The sequence below is a fragment of the Nonomuraea sp. GTA35 genome (assembly GCF_041950525.1).
GTDB lineage: Bacteria > Actinomycetota > Actinomycetes > Streptosporangiales > Streptosporangiaceae > Nonomuraea.
Genome location: NZ_JBGNUV010000018.1, coordinates 120,705 through 137,660, shown reverse-complemented (window position 1 = coordinate 137,660; position 16,956 = coordinate 120,705). Strand labels below are relative to the sequence as shown.

Genomic DNA, 16,956 nt, shown 5'->3' with positions numbered 1-16,956 from the left:
CGGCGACGTGAGCATCGCGAATATCGCGGAGTCATGCTAACTGCGAGCACGTGAATTCCCCGGATGCACACGCCCTGTTTCCGGGGTGTGTCCGCGATCGCTACGGCATTCTGCATAAAGCGGACATCTATCGACCTGTGTGGACAATACGAGTCTTTGCCAGGCTTTGAGGGGCGATATCGCGGCTCTGAGCTGCGACAACAGTGATAATCGGTGTCGGTTGGGCGGTACGGGCAAATCTCCCGGCCCCGTGAATCTGGCGACCTGTGGCCTTTTCGAATCGCATGGTTGGAGAGACATGACTTGTAGAGGTGTGCGCGTTCTGCGATTCGGGGCGATGGCGAGCTTGCGCGTTGATCTCGGATATTTCCGTGCGGCATTCACCGCCGGCGCGGCGCGGAGGCGGTGAGCATCGCATGCCGTCCCAGGAGCATCCGCCAGGCCTGAACCCGGTGGGGAAGGACGACGGCGTCGCCGTGGTCTTCCCCGCGCGCTCCCGGCCCGAATGCCTGGAACACGAAGTCGAATCGCTGCTCGCCACGCTGGCGGAGGCGGGTCTGGAGCACCGGATCGTCATCGTCGGCGAGCCCGGTGGCGTCCCCGGCGCCCTGGACCTGCTGGCCTCGCGCTACCCCGACCGCGTCCTGACCGTGCCGCACGAAGGTGAGCCGGATTCGGCGGAGGCCGAGCGGGCAGGCGTGCTGGCCGCGCTGGAGCGCACCGACATGCGCAGGCTCGTGCTGGTCGGGCCGGGCGACCGGATCCACGCCGCCGACCTGCCCGTGCTCCTGCGCGTGCAGCGCGAGGAGCGGGCCGACGCCGTGGTCGGGACGCCGGAGCGGGCGCGGTCACGCACCCGCCGCGCCACCGTGCTGCCCTGGGCCGCGTGGGACCGCCTGCTGCCGAGGAGCCGCGCGCGGGGCGGCCTGTGCTCCTACCGGCTGCTCGACCGGTGGCTGCTGGAGGAGTGGGGCCACGGCGGGGCGGCGCGGCCCGCGTCCCTGGCGTCGGCGCGGGGAGACGTGCGGATCGTCGAGCTCCCGCTGTCCCGGCAGGGCCGTGCTCCGGCGCCGCGCGCCGTCTCACGGGCCAGGGCGGGCCTCAGCCTCGGCGCGCGCCGCCCGGCCTGGCGGATGCCGCGGGACCCGGTACTCGCCCTGGTGACGGCGGCGAGCGTGGTGCTGTCGGTCCTGGCCTGCCTGTACCACCTGGACCTGGGCTCCGTGCTGGCCTACAACGACAGCGGCTCGCACCTGCTCATCGCCCGCCGGGTCATCGACAGCCCGACCCCCGGGCTGGCCCAGCTCGGCGGCGTCTGGCCGCCGCTGCCGCACCTGCTGGCCCTGCCCGTCGTCTGGCACGACGCGCTGTTCTACTCGGGGCTGGCGGGCTCGCTGATCTCGATGGCCTCGTACGTGGTGACCGTGCGGTACGCGTACCTGATCGCCGCCGGGACGGCGGGCGCCGAGCGCGCGCGCCGCAGGGCGGCCGGGGTCACGGCGGCCGGGCTGCTCGCGCTCAACCCCAACGTGCTCTACCTGCAGAGCACCCCGATGACCGAGTTGCTGCTGTTCGCCTGCATCGCCGCGGCGGTGCACCACCTGGCGCGATGGTGCCGCACCGGACGGCACACGCAGCTCGCGATCGCCTCGGCGGCGACGTTGCTGGCCACGCTGACCCGCTACGAGGGCTGGGTGCTGGCGGTGGCCATGACGGCCGTGGTGGGGTACGTCTCCTTCCGCCGCTGGCGCGATCTTGCCCGGCTGGAGGCACACCTGATCTTCTTCGGGGTGGCGGCGTTCGCCGGGATCGCGGGCTGGGTGGCCTGGAGCTGGCTGATCTTCGATGACTGGCTGTACTGGCACTCCGGCGAGTACGCCAAGCCGGCGCTGTGGGTCTCGCCCGACGACCCGAACATCGGCGCGCCGGGCGTCGCCGCGAGCACCTACGCCCACGCCATGGCGCACGCGCTCGGCCTCCTGACATCGCTGGCGGGCGGGGCCGGAGCGCTGGTGTACGCCTGGCGGCGCCGGCTCCGGGTCGAGGACGTGGCCCCGTACACGCTGCTGATCTTCGTGCCGTTCTTCGTCCTCGCCCTGTACCTGGGGCAGCGGCCGCTCCACGTGCCGGAGGTGCACGGCAGCTTCTACAACGTGCGCTTCGCGCTGGTGATGGCGCTGGGCGCCGCGGTCTTCGCCGGCTACCTGGTGTCGCTCGCCCCGCTGCGGGCCCGCTGGGCCCGTGCCGCGCTGGCCTGCGGCATGATCGCCACCGTCGTGGCGGTGCCCGGCACCGCGACGCTCGCCGAGCCGATGAGCTGGCACGCGGGCCGCGACGAGCGCGCCGTCGCGCGGGCGGTGGACTGGTGGCGGCGCCACTACGACGGCGGGCTGGTGCTCATGGAGAACCACGGCAACGAGATCGCCGCCTTCGACTCCCGCATCCCGCTGGGGCGGATCGTCTACGAGGGCAGCTTCCGCCTGTGGGAGCAGGCGCTGCGGGATCCGGCAGGCGAGGGAATCGGGTGGATCTACGCGCGCACCGCCCCGGGCAGGGAGGACCGGACCTGGCGCGCGCTTCGCGACCGGCCCTCGCTGACGCATGACTTCACGCTGGTCTACCGGGACGCCGTCCAGCACATCTATCGGAGGCGAGTGTCATGACCACGCCACCTCGCGAGCGAGCCGGGCACGCGAGCATCGGCGTCCTCGACGCGGAGCTCAGCGCCAGGCGCCTGCTCAGCCGCGGGCAGGCCGCCTGCGCCGTCCTGGCGTCGGCCGTGATCGCCGCCGCGCTGCTCGCGCACCTGGCGTTCGGGTGGGGCCCGTCGCCGCTGTGGTGGTGCCAGGCCGCCGTCGCGCTCGCCACCGCGGTCTACCTCCTCGTGCTCGTCTTCAAGACGGTCGTCGTGCTGGGAGCGTGGGGAGCCTCGGTCATCGATCCGGACGAGGCCGGCCTGCACCGGCTGTCCGGCGGGGCGCTGCCGTCCTACACGGTGCTGGTGCCGCTGTACCGCGAGGCCGCGGTGCTGCCGTTCCTGCTGGAGCGCCTGGCGAGGCTCGACTACCCGGCCGAGTCCCTGCAGATCCTGCTGCTGATCGAGGAGGACGACGACGAGACCCGCGCGGCGCTGCCGGAGCTGGGCGCGCCGTTCGAGGTGGTGCTCGTGCCGCCGTCCACGCCGCGGACCAAGCCGAAGGCGTGCAACATCGGGCTCGCCCGGGCGCGGGGCGAGTTCGTGGTGGTCTACGACGCCGAGGACCGGCCCGAGCCCGACCAGCTCCGCAAGGCCGTGCTCGCCTTCCGGGCGCTGCCGGGCAGGGTGGTCTGCGTCCAGGCCGAGCTCCAGTACTGGAACCCCTGGACGAACTGGCTGACCCGCTGCTTCTCCGCCGAGTACGCCACCCACTTCAGCCTCATGCTGCGCGGGCTCGACCGCTACCGGCTGCCGATCCCGCTGGGCGGCACCTCCAACCACTTCCGCACCGACGCGCTGCTCGCGCTGGGCGGCTGGGACCCGTACAACGTCACCGAGGACGCCGACCTGGGCATCCGCATCGCCCGGCGCGGCTGGGACGTGCGCATGATGGTCTCGGTCACCGAGGAGGAGGCCAACAGCCGCCTGGGCAACTGGATCCGCCAGCGCAGCCGCTGGATCAAGGGCTACCTGCAGACCTGGCTCGTCCACACCCGGCACCCGGTGCGCCTGTGGCGGCAACTGGGGACGAAGCGGACCCTCGCCTTCCATCTCACGATGGGCCTGTCCACGCTGACCACGCTGGCGAACCCGTTCTTCTGGGGGCTGACGCTGCTCTACCTGTGCACCGGCACCCGGTACGTGCAGGCGTTCTTCCCGCCCGTCTCGCTCTACTGCGGCGCCGCGGCCATGGTGATCGGCAACTTCCTGATGGTCTACTGCATGATGGCCGGCTGCCTGGAGCGCGGGCTCTTCCCGGCGGTCCGGGCGATGTTGTCCATCCCGCTCTACTGGGCGCTGATGAGCGTGGCCGCCTACAAGGCGCTGTGGCAGCTCGCCAGGCCGGACCGGCGCCACTTCTGGGAGCTGACCGAGCACGGCCTGGTGGACGGCGGCCCTCTCGGGGACGACGACGAGGATCTTGAGCCGGCGCTCCGCTGAGGTATGGTGTACGAAACGGTCTCGTACACCAGGAGTGGCGATGACGACGTGGACCCCCGCCTCCATGCCCGACCTGACCGGCAGGACCGCGGTCGTGACCGGCGCCAACAGCGGCATCGGCCTGCCCACCGCGCTGGAGCTGGCCCGGCACGGCGCCCACGTCGTCGTGGCGGCGCGCGACCCGGACAAGGGCGCGCAGGCCGTCCGGCTGATCCTGCGCGAGGCGCCCGACGCCCGGGTCGAGTTCGGCCGGCTCGACCTGGCCGACCTCGCCTCGGTCAGGCGGTTCGCCGCAGGAGTGAGCGAGCTGGACCTGCTCGTCAACAACGCGGGCGTCGCCCTGATCTCCAGGCAGCGGACCAGGGACGGCTTCGAGATGCAGCTCGGCACCAACCACCTGGGGCATTTCGCGCTCACGGGGCTGCTCCTGCCCCTGCTGGCCGCCCGTCCCGGCGCGCGGGTGGTGACGGTGTCCAGCGACGCGCACGCCGCCGGCCGGATCGACTTCGACGACCTGGGCCTGGAGCGCGGCTACGGGCGCATGTCCGCGTACGGGCGCTCCAAGCTCGCCAACCTGCTGTTCGCGCTGGAGCTGCAGCGGCGGGCCGAGCGCGCCGGCGTGGACCTGAAGAGCATCGCGGTCCACCCCGGCACGACCGCCACGAACATCGTGAAGCTCGGGCCGCTCCAGCCGCTCGTGCGGCTGCTGCTGAAGTCCGCCGCGGCCGGCGCCGTGCCCTCGCTGTACGCCGCGACCTCGCCGGACGTGCGCGGGGGCGAGTACGTCGGGCCCAAGGCCAAGCTGCTGCGGCCCTCGGAGAAGGCCCGCTCGCAGGAGCTCGCGGCGCGGCTGTGGGAGGTGTCCATGGAGCTGACGGGCGTACGATTCGACGAGCTGGCCAACCGCTGAAGGACGTGCACGTGGCTCCCCTCGACCCTGACCGTGACAGGGCCATCCTCGACGCCACCGTGGAGCTGCTGTCCGAGGTCGGCTACGACCGCATGACCGTCGACCAGATCGCCAAACGGGCCAGGGCCAGCAAGGCCACCATCTACCGGCGCTGGGCGGGCAAGCCGGAGCTGGTCGTCGACGTCATCTGCCGGCGCTTCGAGACGGACGCGCCGCCGGGGCAGGACACCGGCTCCCTCCGCGGCGACCTGACCACCATCTTCCGCGGCCTGTGCGAGGCGGTGGAGCGCAAGCACGCGCTCGTCATCGGGCTGTCCTCGACGCTGGTGTCCGACCAGGAGCCGGCCCGCACCCTGCGCGCCCACATGCCGGCCAGGAACCTCGGCGACGTGGACGCGCTGCTCGAGCGGGCCGTCGAGCGGGGCGAGCTGGCCGGGCCCGTCGACGCCGGGCGGCTGTTCGGCGTCGCGGAGGCGCTGGTGTGGCATCGCATGATCTTCACCGGGCCGGAGTTCGACGAGGGGTTCGTGACGGAGTCGGTGGACGGCGTGCTCATGCCGGTGGTCACCGCCTTGGCGCGCTGCCGATGACCCGTCGGGCACGGCCCGCCTACCGGGTGGCCCTGGCCAGGTAGGCGCAGACGGGGAACCCCTCCCCGGCGTACGGGGCCGCGAGCCGCAGATATTCGGCCCGGATGCGCTCCGCGACCTCCGGCGGCTGGCCGCCGATCATCCCGAACCTCGGCCCGCCCGCCTCCACCACATCCGCCCACCACGCCGCCAGATCCACCTGGTGGCGCCACCGGACCGCCTCCACCGCCGCCTCCCTGAACCCCGCCCCCTCCAGCAGGGCGATGAACGACGGCGGCGTGGCATGGGCGGCGAACGGACGGGCCGGAGGGTCGTAGGGCACCCCTGTCGCGGCGATGGCCTCGGTGAAGACGCTCGTGGCCGTCATCTCGTCGGCCTTCCACCAGGTCAGGGCGAGCGTGCCGGACGGGCGCAGCACGCGGCGCAGCTCCCGGAGCGACGCGGCGGCGTCGGGCACGTGGTTGATGACGAAATTCCCGGCGACGCAGTCGAACTGCTCGTCGTCGAACGGCAGCTCGGGCAGCGCGGCCTGGCGGATGGCCGCGTACGGATGCCGCCGGGCGATCAGCCGCAGCATGACCGGATCGCAGTCGACGGCCGTGACCTCGGCCCCCAGCGCGAGCGCCGCCGCCGTCACCACACCGGTGCCGCAGCCGACGTCCAGCAGGCGCGGGGCGCGGCTCTCCCGGGCCGCGGCCAGGAGGGGGCCGACGGTGTGGGAGCTGAGGTGGGCGAAGCCGCGATCGTACGCTTCGGCGTTGGTCACCGGCCCAGCCTAGCCCAGCCGGGGAACTTGACAATCTCACGTGAGATTCCGCCTCAACCCCTGTTTTTTCGCGAAATATCACCCCTAAGGTCATCCGCATGACCATCGACGCCTTCATCGACGCCCTCCCCAAGGTCGAGCTGCACGTCCACCTGGTGGGCTCGGCCTCGGTCACGACCGTGCTGGAGCTGTCGCGCCGCCACCCCGACAGCGCGGTGCCCACCACGGAGGAGGAACTGCGCGAGTTCTACCGCTTCGTCGACTTCCCCCACTTCGCCCGCGTCTACCGGGCCGTCAACGCACTCGTACGCGAGCCGGAGGACGTCGCCACCCTCGTCCTCGGCCTGGCCCGCGACCTCGCCCCCCAGGGCGCCCGCTACGTGGAACTCCAGGTCACCCCGTACGCCCACCGCATGGTCGGCATGCCCATGCGCGAGGTCACCGAGGCCCTCGACCTGGCCGCCCGCCGCTCCCTGACCGATCACGGGGTGGAGATGGCCTACATCTTCGACATCCCGGGCGAGTACGGCGAGGAGGCCGCGAAGGTGACGCTGGAGCACGCCCTCCAGGAACCTCCCGCCGCCCTGGTAGGTTTCGGCATCGGCGGCATAGAACAGGAACGCCCGAAATACCGCGACATCTACCGCTCCGCCTTCTCCGCCGCCCGCGCCGCCGGCCTCCACAGCGTCCCGCACGGCGGCGAGATGACCGGCCCGGAGACGATCTGGGAGGTCATCGACGGCTACGGCGCCGAGCGCATCGGCCACGGCATCAACTGCCTCCCGGACCCCCGGCTGGTGTCCCACCTCCGCGACACCCAGCTCCCGCTGGACGTGTGCCCCACCTCCAACGTCTGCACCGGCCAGGTCACCCGCATCGAGGACCACCCGCTGCCCCGGATGCTGGAGGAGGGCCTGTACGTGACGCTGAACAGCGACGACCCGCCCATGTTCGCCACGACGCTGGCGGAGGAGTACCGGGTGGCGCACCGGGTGTTCGGGTTCGGGAAGGAGGAACTGGCGCAGTTCGCGCGGAATGGGGTGCGGGCGTCGTATCTGGGGGAGGGGCGCAAACAGGAACTGCTGGCCGAGATCGACGCGCTGGTCGCGACCGGCTGAGGTCGGCGGACCAGCCGGGTCGGGGCGGAGGACGGAGAGGTCGCCGAGCCCGGATCGACCGGCTCCGGACAGAACAGGAGGTGCGCATCCCGTGGGGCAAGCCGGGCAGCGGGGTGGGGGCACGATGGGTCAGCCGGATCCGGAGTCGGCCCTCGGCCGTGCAAAGTCGGCGTACGGCCGCTCCTTCAGCCAGTACGGTGGCTGCGGCCCTCGTCCTCGCGCTACAGGAAGCACGCCGGGCACTCGTTGCGGTTGACGTCCTGGGCGCCTGTGCCGTCGCCTCCAGCCGAGTAGGTGCGGCACCGTGATGGACTCCTCCGCCATGAGGCGATCCCAAGGATCGGCTCCGATCTCACATCCATGTTCGGCGGGAAGAACGTTTTCGCCGAGCGGGATGACGCCGAAATGGCGGCGTGGCAAAGTGAATCCAGCGGAAAACGAGGCGCGGTCGGCATGCTTTGTGTACGACTCGGCTGGGAGGTTCTCATGGCTACTCGTGCCGAGTTGATGGACGCGCTGCGCCGCGCTCAGGAATTATCGGACCAGCACTGGCATTGTCTGGACCGGCCGCTGCAGCAGATGTCGGGCGGGCGTACCTGGACAGGGCCGGTCGCCGAGCTGTTCGCCGGCGACCTGGTGCGTCAGCGCGCGGAACTGTGGCGGGGGCTGCGCGGAATCATCGACCATCTCCATGAAGAGATTTCACAGGCGACCGTGATGAGGCCGGGCGACTGATGCCCTTTTCCTCGATCGACCCCACAGAAATGCACCAACTCGGGCACGGTGTGCAAAATGCGGGAAAAGGGTTGGCGGATTGCGCGGCGCGGCTTCGGGCGATTCTGAACGAGGTCGAACTCGCCCATCCGGGATTGGCCGCGATCGGCCGGGTGGGGCAGTGGCTGACCGAGCAGGCGCCAGACCTCTACCGCCGACGGGATCTGGCGTACGAGGCCGAGAAGGTCGATGTGGACGTGTTCGGCAATCCCCTGCCCGGCTCGATCGTCCGGCCCGGGCTGACGCGGATCGACGAGTCGAGGATGATCCCGGCCGAGATCCGCGCGCAAGCGGCCCAGGCAGCCTCGCTGGTGGAGGCAGCCACGCGCAGTGACGCGGGAGCGGTGGGGAAACTCGCGGCGTACAAGGGGTGGATGTCCGACCCTAGGTTCGCCACCGCCCTGATCGAGAAACTTGGACCGCAGGGCCTGACCATGTTGCCCGCCGCCATGGGAACACGCGTACGCCATGCCCTCGACGCCGGCGACGGCTCGGCGGAGGCGGTCCGGCGGCAGAATCGCGACGTGCTGCTCCTGCTCGGCAAGGCCCTCGCCACGGCGACCGACCCGAGCAAGAGCGCCCACGTCAACCGGCGGTTCCTGGAGGAGTTGAAGAAGCAGGGACGCGCGGAGATCCAGGTTCCGGGGATGGGCGGGCAGATGACGGTCCATGGATACTGGTCGATCGGCCAGATCCTCGCGTCGGCGCCGGCGGAGGCCTACAGCGAGGCGTTCATGACCACGATCGGCCAGGACATGATCCGGTGGGATCGTGACTTCCTCAAGAAGAACGGTGAGTGGCCCCTGGCACGCGACACCGACGCCTACGACCTGCCCGCTCCCCTGGACACGCGGCCGTTCTCCGGCTCCGGCGCGATCGGGGTCGCCGATCCGGTCGCCGCACTGCTGACCGCTGCCGGCGCGTCGAAGGAACGTTCCCAGGCACTCATCGGGAGCAGGGATCTCCTGGCGTACCTCATGGATGGTCGGCGTCCGCAGTGGGGCATGGGCGATCACGGCGAAGCATTGGGGGAGGCCATGGAGGCGGCGATGAAGGGGGCGGACGCCGAGTCCAAGCGGCTGGCCGTCATGGCGACGCAGATCTACTCGGACGTCGTCGCGTCGCACGTGTCGGTCAACGACGCGGGAAACATCGAGCTCAAGAACCCGTCGGAGCTCGATCGGCTGTCCGGCGCCCGCGACAACATGGGCCGCATTCTCGCCGAGCACATCGACGACATGGTGTTCTCGCACTTCCAGCGCCATCCTCGGTTGTCCGACGATCAGCTCACGGGTGAGGTCGACACGAGACCGACCGCCCGCTTCAACCCGACCGACCTTGATCATGTCCTGCTCGACGTGGCTGTCGACGAACAGGCGTATCAGGCTCTCCTGCACGCGCAGGTCGCTCATATGCGAGGCGGGATCGACCATGGGCTGGCGACACGCGACAGGGACGCCACGGACAACACGATCGCGCTCGACTCCGCGGCGCTCGGGCATCTGATGGAGGCGCGCCGCACCGCCTTGGTCAGCTGGGGCAAGGAAGCGGACGCGGCGGACGAAGCGCTGCGGAAAATGGTCCAGGAAGGCCTCGGCCTGGTCCCGATCCCCTTCGCTCAGCAGGTCGGCAAGCTAGGAGTCAAGACAGCCGACACCATCTACGAGAGCTTCGTCAAGGACGGCTTTGTGAGGGCCGGGGACTGGCTGGTGAAGCAGAGCGGGCACGCCGGCGGCAAGGCCATGAGGGCTTACGGCGACGCGGCGTCGAGTGACATAGCCGCCCGAGAGCTGGTGAAACAGATGCTCGCATCGTCTGCCGTGGCCCACGGAGCCTACGAGCGCGACGATCTCGATCAGCCTTTCGTGGCCGGCGACCCGCCGAGGGTGAAGAGCCCGCTGCTCATGAGTAGAGACGACTATGAGAGCTTCACGCACTGGATGGCGAAGAACACCACGGTTCCGGCTGATCACCAGGAAGCGCAGCAGGGTGCCGCCACCGGAGCCGACACCTTTCAAAAGAACATCAAGGCCGGGGTGGGTGACCGTGGATAGGCGCCCGGCACGGTGGCTGGGCGTGGCCGGCGTGGTCATGCTGCTCGCCGGATGCACTCCGGACAAGCCCGCGCACTCTCCAACCCCGCGCCCTGCGCCTGTCCGGGGCTCGGTCGCCGATCGTCCTCCCTACCTCTGTTACTTCATCCCGCAGGCGGCCGTGGCAGAGCTGACGGGCTACACGGGCCCCTATCGGGCGGGTGACGACGAACGCGATCCTGAGGGTTACAGCTGCGTCATATCGAACGACGAACAGGGGATAGTCATCACGAGCTATGACGTGTCGGCCTCTCGCCGGGCCATCGAGCGGTTCATGGAGTTCGGGAAGAAGCGCAATCCGGTCGACCTGCCGGAGGAGCTCGGCACGGGGCTGATCAGCGACTTCGACATCCGCCTCTATCCGTACCGGACGGTGGAGGCGTGGTTCCGCTGCGGATCGAACGACTCCCTCATCGGCATCACCGTCAAACGGAACCCCGCCCGCGACCAGGACCACGACCTCGTCCAGCTCATGAGAATCGCCCAGCGGCGGTTCGCCGAGATGTTCACGTGCGACCTCGGCTCCCCGCCGCCCCCTTAGCGCCTCACGGCGACGCCAGCCGCCCCAGCCCCGGCGGGATCTTGCTCGCCGCCGTCCGATCCAGCAGGAACAACGTCCGCCTCCGCCCCCGTGCCCCCGCGGCGGGCACCTGGACGGGCCCGGACTCCGACAGGGCGAGCCGGACCGCGCCCGACTTCTCCTCGCCCGCCGCCACCACCCACACCTCGCGGGAGGCCTGGATGGCGGGCAGGGTCAGGGAGATGCGGGTGGGCGGCGGCTTGGGGGAGCCGTGCACCGCCACCACCGGGCGGGTGTCGTAGAGCGCGGGCATGCCCGGGAAGAGGGAGGCCACGTGGGAGTCGGGGCCCATGCCGAGCAGCATCACGTCGAAGCTCGGCACCGGCCCGTGGTCCTCGGGCCTGGCGGCCTGGCGCAGCTCGGTGGCGTACGCGTCGGCCGACTCCTCGGCCGTCATGCCGGAGTCGGGGCCGCGCATGACGTGCACCCGTGCGGGATCCACGTCCACGTGGTCCAGCAGGGCCTCGCGGGCGCCGGTCTCGTTGCGTTCCTTGTCGCCGGTGGGGAGGAAGCGTTCGTCGCCCCACCAGATGTCCAGGCGCCGCCAGTCGACGGCGTCCCTGGCGGGGGTGGCGGCGATGGCCGCCAGGGTGGCGATGCCGACGGTGCCGCCCGTCAGCACGATCGACGCCGAGCCCTTGGCCGACTGCGCGTCGACCAGCCGGGTGATGATCCGCGCGGCGACGGCCTTGGCCAGGACGTCGGCGTCGCGGTGAACGACGATGCCGGGAACGCTCATGGTCGTCTCCCCTTGAACTGCCGTCATCCCTTGTACGTCCTCGCGAACCGCTTGACCGCGGCCTCATAGATCTCGTCGGTGTCGAGCCTGCGCAGCTCCTCGGCCATCAGCTCGGAGGTCTGCCGCCTGGCCAGGGCCACGTTCCTGTCGGGCTGGCCGGGGCGGGAGAGCGTGGCCAGGCGGGCGTCGGTCCTGACGACCGCGAGCTCGCCGTCGCCGAGCTGCAGGCGTACGGAGGTCAGGCCGGGGCCGGGGGAGTCGACGACCTTGATCGGGGCGCCGAGCCGCTCCGACAGCCAGGCGGCCAGCAGCGGCGCGCTCGGGTGGCCGGGGGAGGCCTCCACGGTGCCCTTGCGTACCTTGCCCACCGGCTGGTCGAACGCGGCGGCCAGCAGGCTGCGCCACGGCGTCAGCCGCGCCCAGGACAGGTCGGTGTCGCCGCGCGCGTACCCCTTGGCCCGGATGACCAGCGACTTGACGCCGCCGTCGTCGAAGCCCTTGGCGTCGGTGATGCGCCGTTGCGCCAGCGCCCCGATCGCGTCCTTGGACGGCGCGTCGGGGGCCGCGCCCGGCCACCACGCCACGACCGGCGTGTCGGGCAGCAGCAGCGGGCTGACCACGGAGTCGGCGTGGTCGGTGAGCTCGCCGTACAGGCGCAGCACCACCACCTCGCCGGGCGTGTTCTCGCCGATGCGCAGCTCGGCGTCGAGCCTGATGGCCTCCTCCGGCTCACGCTTGATCACCACGATGATGCGCGAGGGGTGCTCGCGGGCCGCCTCGGTGGCCGCGCGGAGCGCGTCGTACTGGTGGCGCTCCTCGCTGACCACGACGAGCGTGAGCACCATGCCGATGGCGGGCGCGCCCATCTGGTGACGGAGGTGCGTGAGCTGGGCGGCGATCTTCCCGGCCGTGGTGTCCGTGAGCATGAACGTTGTCATCTAGAGCCTCCTCCACACGCGGCCGTCGCGGGCCATCATCGCGTCGGCCGACTCGGGCCCCCACGAACCGGACTCGTACGGCTCCGGCTGTCCCTGCGTGGCCCAGAACTCCTCGATGGGGTCGAGGATGTTCCACGACAGCTCCACCTCCCGCTGGTGCGGGAAGAGCGGCGGATCGCCGATCATCACGTCGAGCAGCAGCCGCTCGTACGCCTCCGGCGACGACTCCAGGAACGACTCGCCGTAGGCGAAGTCCATGGAGACGTCGCGCACCTCCATCGCCGTCCCGGGCACCTTGGAACCGAACCGCACCGTGATGCCCTCGTCCGGCTGGACCCGGATCACCAGCGCGTTCTGGCCGAGGATCTCGGTGTCGTCCTTGCTGAACGGCAGGTGCGGCGCCCGCTGGAACACCACGGCCACCTCGGTGACGCGGCGGCCCAGGCGCTTGCCGGTGCGCAGGTAGAACGGCACCCCGGCCCAGCGCCGGTTGGCGATCTCCAGCTTGACGGCGGCGTAGGTCTCGGTGATGGACTCCTGCGAGATGCCCTCCTCCTGCAGGTAGCCGACGACCTTCTCGCCGCCCTGCCAGCCCGCGGAGTACTGGCCGCGCGCGGTGTTGAGGCCCAGGTTGGCGGGCAGCCGCACGGCCTTGAGCACCTTCTCCTTCTCGCGCCGCAGCGAGTTGGCCTCGAAGGAGGTCGGGTCCTCCATCGCGACGAGCGCGAGGAGCTGGAGCAGGTGGTTCTGGATGACGTCGCGGGCGGCGCCGATGCCGTCGTAGTAGCCGGCGCGGCCGCCGATGCCGATGTCCTCGGCCATCGTGATCTGCACGTGGTCGACGAAGCTGCGGTTCCAGATCGGCTCGTAGAGGTTGTTGGCGAACCTCAGCGCCATGATGTTCTGGACGGTCTCCTTGCCCAGGTAGTGGTCGATCCGGAAGATCGAGCTCTCCGGGAAGGCCGAGGTGGTGATCTCGTTCAGCTCGTGGGCCGACTGCAGGTCGTGCCCGAACGGCTTCTCGATCACCACGCGCCGCCACGAGCCCTCGGGCGCGTCGGACAGCCCGGTGCGCTTGAGCTGCTCCACCACCACGGGGAAGAACTTCGGCGGCACAGACAGGTAGAAAGCGTAGTTTCCGCCCGTGCCGCGGGTCTCGTCGATCTCAGCCAACGCCATGGCCAGCGCGTCGAACGCCCCGTCGTCCGAGAACTCGCCGGGAACGAAATGGATGCCCTCGCGGATCTGCTTCCAGACCTCCTCGCGGAAGGGCGTCCGGGCATGCGCCTTGACGGCGTCGTGCGTCAACTGGGCGAAATCCTGGTCTTTCCAATCGCGCCGGGCGAACCCGACCAGCGAGAAGCCGGGCGGCAGCAGCCCCCGGTTCCCCAGGTCGTAAATCGCCGGTAGCAGCTTGCGCTTGGCCAGGTCACCCGTCACGCCGAACAACACCATCACGCACGGTCCCGCCACCCGGGGCAACCGCTTGTCGCGCGGGTCGCGCAGCGGGTTGGCGGCTGCCACTGCCTCGGTCGTGGCGGTGCCCGCGACGGCCGCCGCCACGGTGGCGGCTTCCTCCGCGGGTGCTGCCGGGTCTGTCATCTCAAGCCTCCTGTGCGGCCTCGAGCAAACGCGCGACGCCCGCCGCGCGGTCGGTCAAATGCAGGCGTACGGCCGGGCGCCCGCGGGTCTCCAGCGCCCCCAGGTCCCCCAGCGCCTGGGCGAGCTGCAGCCGGCCCAGGCTGTACGGCCTGCCGGGCACGGCGACGTCCTCGGTCACCGCCCCCGTGATCTGCAGGAACACGCCGTTCTGCGGCCCGCCCTTGTGGTACTGCCCGGTGGAGTGCAGGAACCGCGGCCCCCACCCGAACGTCACCGGCCGGTCGGTGCGCAGCGCGAGCAGCGTCCGCAACGTCAGCGGATCGGCCATCATCCACGCGTCGGTCATCTGCTCGAAGTCGGCCCCGTCGGGCACCGGCGCGTCGAAGGCGGCCAGCCGGTCCAGATAAGCCGTGATCGCCAGGTAGCCGTCGCCGGGGATCGCGTGCAGCAGCTCGCCGAACAGCCCGGGCAGGTCCTTGGCCGTCGCCGACCCGTACACCTCGACCGGGCCGTCCACGAACGCGGGCGCGCCGGTCGGCAGGTCGGGCAGGGCCAGCAGGGCGGCGGTGTTCTCCTTCGACTCGGCCACGTTCGGCTGGTCGAACGGGTCGACCTCCAGCAGCAGCCCGGCGACGGCGGTGGCGTACTCCCAGACCAGGAACTGCGCGCCCAGCGGCCCGTCCACGCGCACGTCGCCGACGTCGGACTCGATCGCCACGACCAGCTCGTCGCCCGACCTGTTGGGGTCGGCGCCGACGACCGGCAGGATGCCCCTGCCCTGCTTGCCGGTGGACTCGGCGACGAGCTGCTCGATCCAGTCGGGCAGCCCGAAGATGGGCGAGAGCTGGTCCTCCAGGACCAGCTTGTCGCGCCCGGCCAGCGCCGCGCCGCCGAGCGCCGCGCCCAGGTCGAGCCCGGGGTTGCCGCTGTCGAGCGACAGCAGCGGCAGCACCTCCTCGGCCTCGTCGAGCAGCCGCGCCACGTCGGCCCCCGCCAGCGCGGCGGGCACCAGCCCGAACGCCGACAGCGCCGAGTAGCGGCCGCCCACGTCCTCGGGCCCGAGCACCAGGTGGAAGCCGGCCTCGGCGGCCCGCCGCGCCAGCGGCGAGCCGGGGTCGGTGACGACCACGATGCGGCCCGCGGGGTCGATGCCCGCGTCCGCGAAGAGCCGCTCGTAGATCCGCAGATGGCAGTCGGTCTCCACGGTCGAGCCGCTCTTGCTCGCCACGACCACGACCGTGGCCTCCAGGCCGTCGGTCAGCGCGCGGCGGACCTGGCCGGGGTCGGTCGTGTCGAGCACGGTGAGCGGCACGTCGCAGGTGGCGCAGATGACCTCCGCCGCCAGCGACGAGCCGCCCATCCCGGCCAGGACCACGTTCGTCAGGCCCTCGGCGCGGGCCCTCGCCGCGAGCTCGCCCAGGGCGGGCAGCAGCTCGCGGGAGGAGCGGGGCAGGGTCAGCCAGCCGAGCCTGACCGCCGCCTCCGCTTCGGCGTCCTCACCCCACAGCGTGGGGTCGCCGCCGGCGAGCCGCGCGGGCACGCCGTCGGCGACGAGGCGCCCCGCGACGGAGGAGGCGGCCGAGGCCACCCCCTCCTCGCGGTAGGACACCTCCATCACGGAACCAGGTTCTTGGTGACGCTCTCGAGCAGCTCGTTCCAGGACGCCTCGAACTTCTCCACGCCCTCGTCCTCCAGGACCTTCACCACGTCGTCGTAGTCGACGCCGGCGTCCTTGAGCGCGGCCATGGTGTTCCAGGCCTGCTCGTAGAACGGGCGGACGGTGTCGCCGGTGATGTTGGCGTGGTCGGCCGTGGCGTCGAGCGTCTTCTCCGGCATCGTGTTGACGGTGCCGGGGGCGACGAGCTGGTCGACGTACATGGTGTCGGAGTACTCGGGGTTCTTGACGCCGGTCGAGGCCCACAGCGGGCGCTGCGGGCGGGCGCCGGCGGCGCGCAGGCGCTGCCACCGCTCGGAGTTCATGACCTCCTCGAACGCCGCGTACGCCAGGCGCGCGTTGGCGATGCCCGCCTTGCCCTTCAGCTCCGGCTTGCCGAGCTTGTCGAGGCGCTTGTCGATCTCGGTGTCGACGCGGCTGACGAAGAACGAGGCCACCGACTCGATCGAGGCCAGGTTGAGGCCCTTGGCCTGCGCGGCCTCCAGACCGGCGAGCCAGGCGTCCATCACCGCGCGGTACCGCTCGAGGGAGAAGATCAGCGTGACGTTGACGCTGATGCCCTCGGACAGCGCCTGCGTGATCGCGGGCAGGCCCTCCACCGTGGCCGGGATCTTGATCATGAGGTTCGGACGGTCGACCATCCACCACAGCGCGCGGGCCTCGGCGATCGTCTTCTCGCTCTCGCGGGCCAGGCGCGGGTCCACCTCCAGCGACACGCGGCCGTCCACGCCGCCGGTGGCGTCGTAGACCGGGCGCAGCACGTCGGCGGCCCAGCGGATGTCGTAGGTGGTGATGGCGCGCACGGCCTCGCCCACGTCGACGCCGCGCACGGCCAGGTCGTGGAGCTGGGAGTTGTACGCGTCGCCCTTGCTGAGCGCGTTGGCGAAGATGGTCGGGTTGGAGGTCACCCCGACCACGTTCTTCTCCCGGATCACCTGCTCGAGGTTGCCGGTGCGCAGGCGCTCACGGCTGATGTCGTCGAGCCAGATGGCAACGCCCTGGCCGGACAGCTTGTTGAGGATCTCGCTCATCT

General features: G+C 71.1%; 14 protein-coding genes. 8 read left to right on the top strand and 6 right to left on the bottom strand.

The window, feature by feature from the left end:
• Positions 1–416 precede the first annotated feature (416 nt).
• From ACBJ32_RS51000 to ACBJ32_RS50985, 4 genes are read left to right on the top strand one after another with little or no spacing between them, the layout of a single operon-like run.
• A complete protein-coding gene (locus ACBJ32_RS51000; protein WP_375133080.1) occupies positions 417–2,663 on the top strand; it encodes a hypothetical protein in 2,247 nt (748 codons plus the stop codon).
• Positions 2,660–4,138 (top strand): glycosyltransferase, encoded by a 1,479-nt coding sequence (locus tag ACBJ32_RS50995; protein ID WP_375133079.1) that lies wholly within the window; start codon positions 2,660–2,662, stop codon positions 4,136–4,138. Before ACBJ32_RS51000 ends, ACBJ32_RS50995 begins: the two co-directional genes overlap by 4 nt.
• A 40-nt stretch (positions 4,139–4,178) precedes the next feature.
• Positions 4,179–5,048 (top strand): oxidoreductase, encoded by an 870-nt coding sequence (locus ACBJ32_RS50990; protein WP_375133078.1) that lies wholly within the window; start codon positions 4,179–4,181, stop codon positions 5,046–5,048.
• Between the two features lie 11 nt (positions 5,049–5,059).
• Positions 5,060–5,638: a TetR/AcrR family transcriptional regulator gene (locus ACBJ32_RS50985; RefSeq protein WP_375133077.1), complete on the top strand. Its 579-nt coding sequence runs from the start codon at positions 5,060–5,062 to the stop codon at positions 5,636–5,638.
• A gap of 19 nt (positions 5,639–5,657) precedes the next feature.
• Here ACBJ32_RS50985 and ACBJ32_RS50980 read toward each other — a convergent pair whose 3' ends face one another.
• On the bottom strand, positions 5,658–6,404 hold the full coding sequence (locus ACBJ32_RS50980; protein WP_375133076.1) for a class I SAM-dependent methyltransferase: 747 nt from the start codon (positions 6,402–6,404) through the stop codon (positions 5,658–5,660).
• 98 nt (positions 6,405–6,502) lie between these two features.
• Between ACBJ32_RS50980 and add the strand changes: the two genes are divergently transcribed.
• From add to ACBJ32_RS50960, 4 genes are all read left to right on the top strand, one after another.
• Positions 6,503–7,522, top strand: coding sequence for an adenosine deaminase (gene add / locus ACBJ32_RS50975; RefSeq protein WP_375133075.1), 1,020 nt, complete (start codon positions 6,503–6,505; stop codon positions 7,520–7,522).
• A 360-nt stretch (positions 7,523–7,882) separates the two neighbouring features.
• Positions 7,883–8,257, top strand: a complete 375-nt coding sequence (locus ACBJ32_RS50970) for a hypothetical protein (RefSeq protein ID WP_375133074.1) — start codon at positions 7,883–7,885, stop codon at positions 8,255–8,257.
• Complete coding sequence (locus ACBJ32_RS50965; protein ID WP_375133073.1) at positions 8,257–10,350, top strand: hypothetical protein; 2,094 nt, start codon at positions 8,257–8,259, stop codon at positions 10,348–10,350. The genes ACBJ32_RS50970 and ACBJ32_RS50965 overlap by 1 nt, the downstream gene beginning before the upstream one ends.
• Before the next feature lie 22 nt (positions 10,351–10,372).
• Positions 10,373–10,930 carry a hypothetical protein gene (locus tag ACBJ32_RS50960; RefSeq protein WP_375133072.1) on the top strand — a complete coding sequence of 186 codons (558 nt, stop codon included), beginning with the start codon at positions 10,373–10,375 and terminating at the stop codon, positions 10,928–10,930.
• 4 nt (positions 10,931–10,934) lie between these two features.
• On the opposite strand, the gene pgl is transcribed toward ACBJ32_RS50960, so the two are convergent.
• From pgl to tal, 5 genes are read right to left on the bottom strand one after another with little or no spacing between them, the layout of a single operon-like run.
• A complete protein-coding gene (pgl, locus tag ACBJ32_RS50955) occupies positions 10,935–11,708 on the bottom strand; it encodes a 6-phosphogluconolactonase (protein ID WP_357879602.1) in 774 nt (257 codons plus the stop codon).
• A 23-nt stretch (positions 11,709–11,731) separates the two neighbouring features.
• Positions 11,732–12,646 (bottom strand): glucose-6-phosphate dehydrogenase assembly protein OpcA, encoded by a 915-nt coding sequence (locus ACBJ32_RS50950; protein WP_375133071.1) that lies wholly within the window; start codon positions 12,644–12,646, stop codon positions 11,732–11,734.
• Complete coding sequence (gene zwf, locus ACBJ32_RS50945) at positions 12,647–14,248, bottom strand: glucose-6-phosphate dehydrogenase (RefSeq protein WP_357879597.1); 1,602 nt, start codon at positions 14,246–14,248, stop codon at positions 12,647–12,649.
• A 1-nt stretch (position 14,249) separates the two neighbouring features.
• Positions 14,250–15,863 carry a glucose-6-phosphate isomerase gene (locus ACBJ32_RS50940; protein WP_375133115.1) on the bottom strand — a complete coding sequence of 538 codons (1,614 nt, stop codon included), beginning with the start codon at positions 15,861–15,863 and terminating at the stop codon, positions 14,250–14,252.
• Positions 15,863–16,954, bottom strand: a complete 1,092-nt coding sequence (gene tal, locus ACBJ32_RS50935) for a transaldolase (protein ID WP_375133070.1) — start codon at positions 16,952–16,954, stop codon at positions 15,863–15,865. Before tal ends, ACBJ32_RS50940 begins: the two co-directional genes overlap by 1 nt.
• Positions 16,955–16,956: the final 2 nt, after the last annotated feature.

Bases quoted from the DNA above. Each gene is read 5' to 3' on its own strand.
- ACBJ32_RS51000 (WP_375133080.1), top strand. From the start codon at position 417: ATGCCGTCCCAGGAGCATCCGCCAGGCCTGAACCCGGTGGGGAAGGAC.
- ACBJ32_RS50995 (WP_375133079.1), top strand. From the start codon at position 2,660: ATGACCACGCCACCTCGCGAGCGAGCCGGGCACGCGAGCATCGGCGTC.
- ACBJ32_RS50990 (WP_375133078.1), top strand. From the start codon at position 4,179: ATGACGACGTGGACCCCCGCCTCCATGCCCGACCTGACCGGCAGGACC.
- add (WP_375133075.1), top strand. From the start codon at position 6,503: ATGACCATCGACGCCTTCATCGACGCCCTCCCCAAGGTCGAGCTGCAC.
- ACBJ32_RS50970 (WP_375133074.1), top strand. From the start codon at position 7,883: ATGTTCGGCGGGAAGAACGTTTTCGCCGAGCGGGATGACGCCGAAATG.
- ACBJ32_RS50965 (WP_375133073.1), top strand. From the start codon at position 8,257: ATGCCCTTTTCCTCGATCGACCCCACAGAAATGCACCAACTCGGGCAC.
- pgl (WP_357879602.1), bottom strand. From the start codon at position 11,708: ATGAGCGTTCCCGGCATCGTCGTTCACCGCGACGCCGACGTCCTGGCC.
- ACBJ32_RS50950 (WP_375133071.1), bottom strand. From the start codon at position 12,646: ATGACAACGTTCATGCTCACGGACACCACGGCCGGGAAGATCGCCGCC.
- zwf (WP_357879597.1), bottom strand. From the start codon at position 14,248: ATGACAGACCCGGCAGCACCCGCGGAGGAAGCCGCCACCGTGGCGGCG.
- ACBJ32_RS50940 (WP_375133115.1), bottom strand. From the start codon at position 15,863: ATGGAGGTGTCCTACCGCGAGGAGGGGGTGGCCTCGGCCGCCTCCTCC.
- tal (WP_375133070.1), bottom strand. From the start codon at position 16,954: ATGAGCGAGATCCTCAACAAGCTGTCCGGCCAGGGCGTTGCCATCTGG.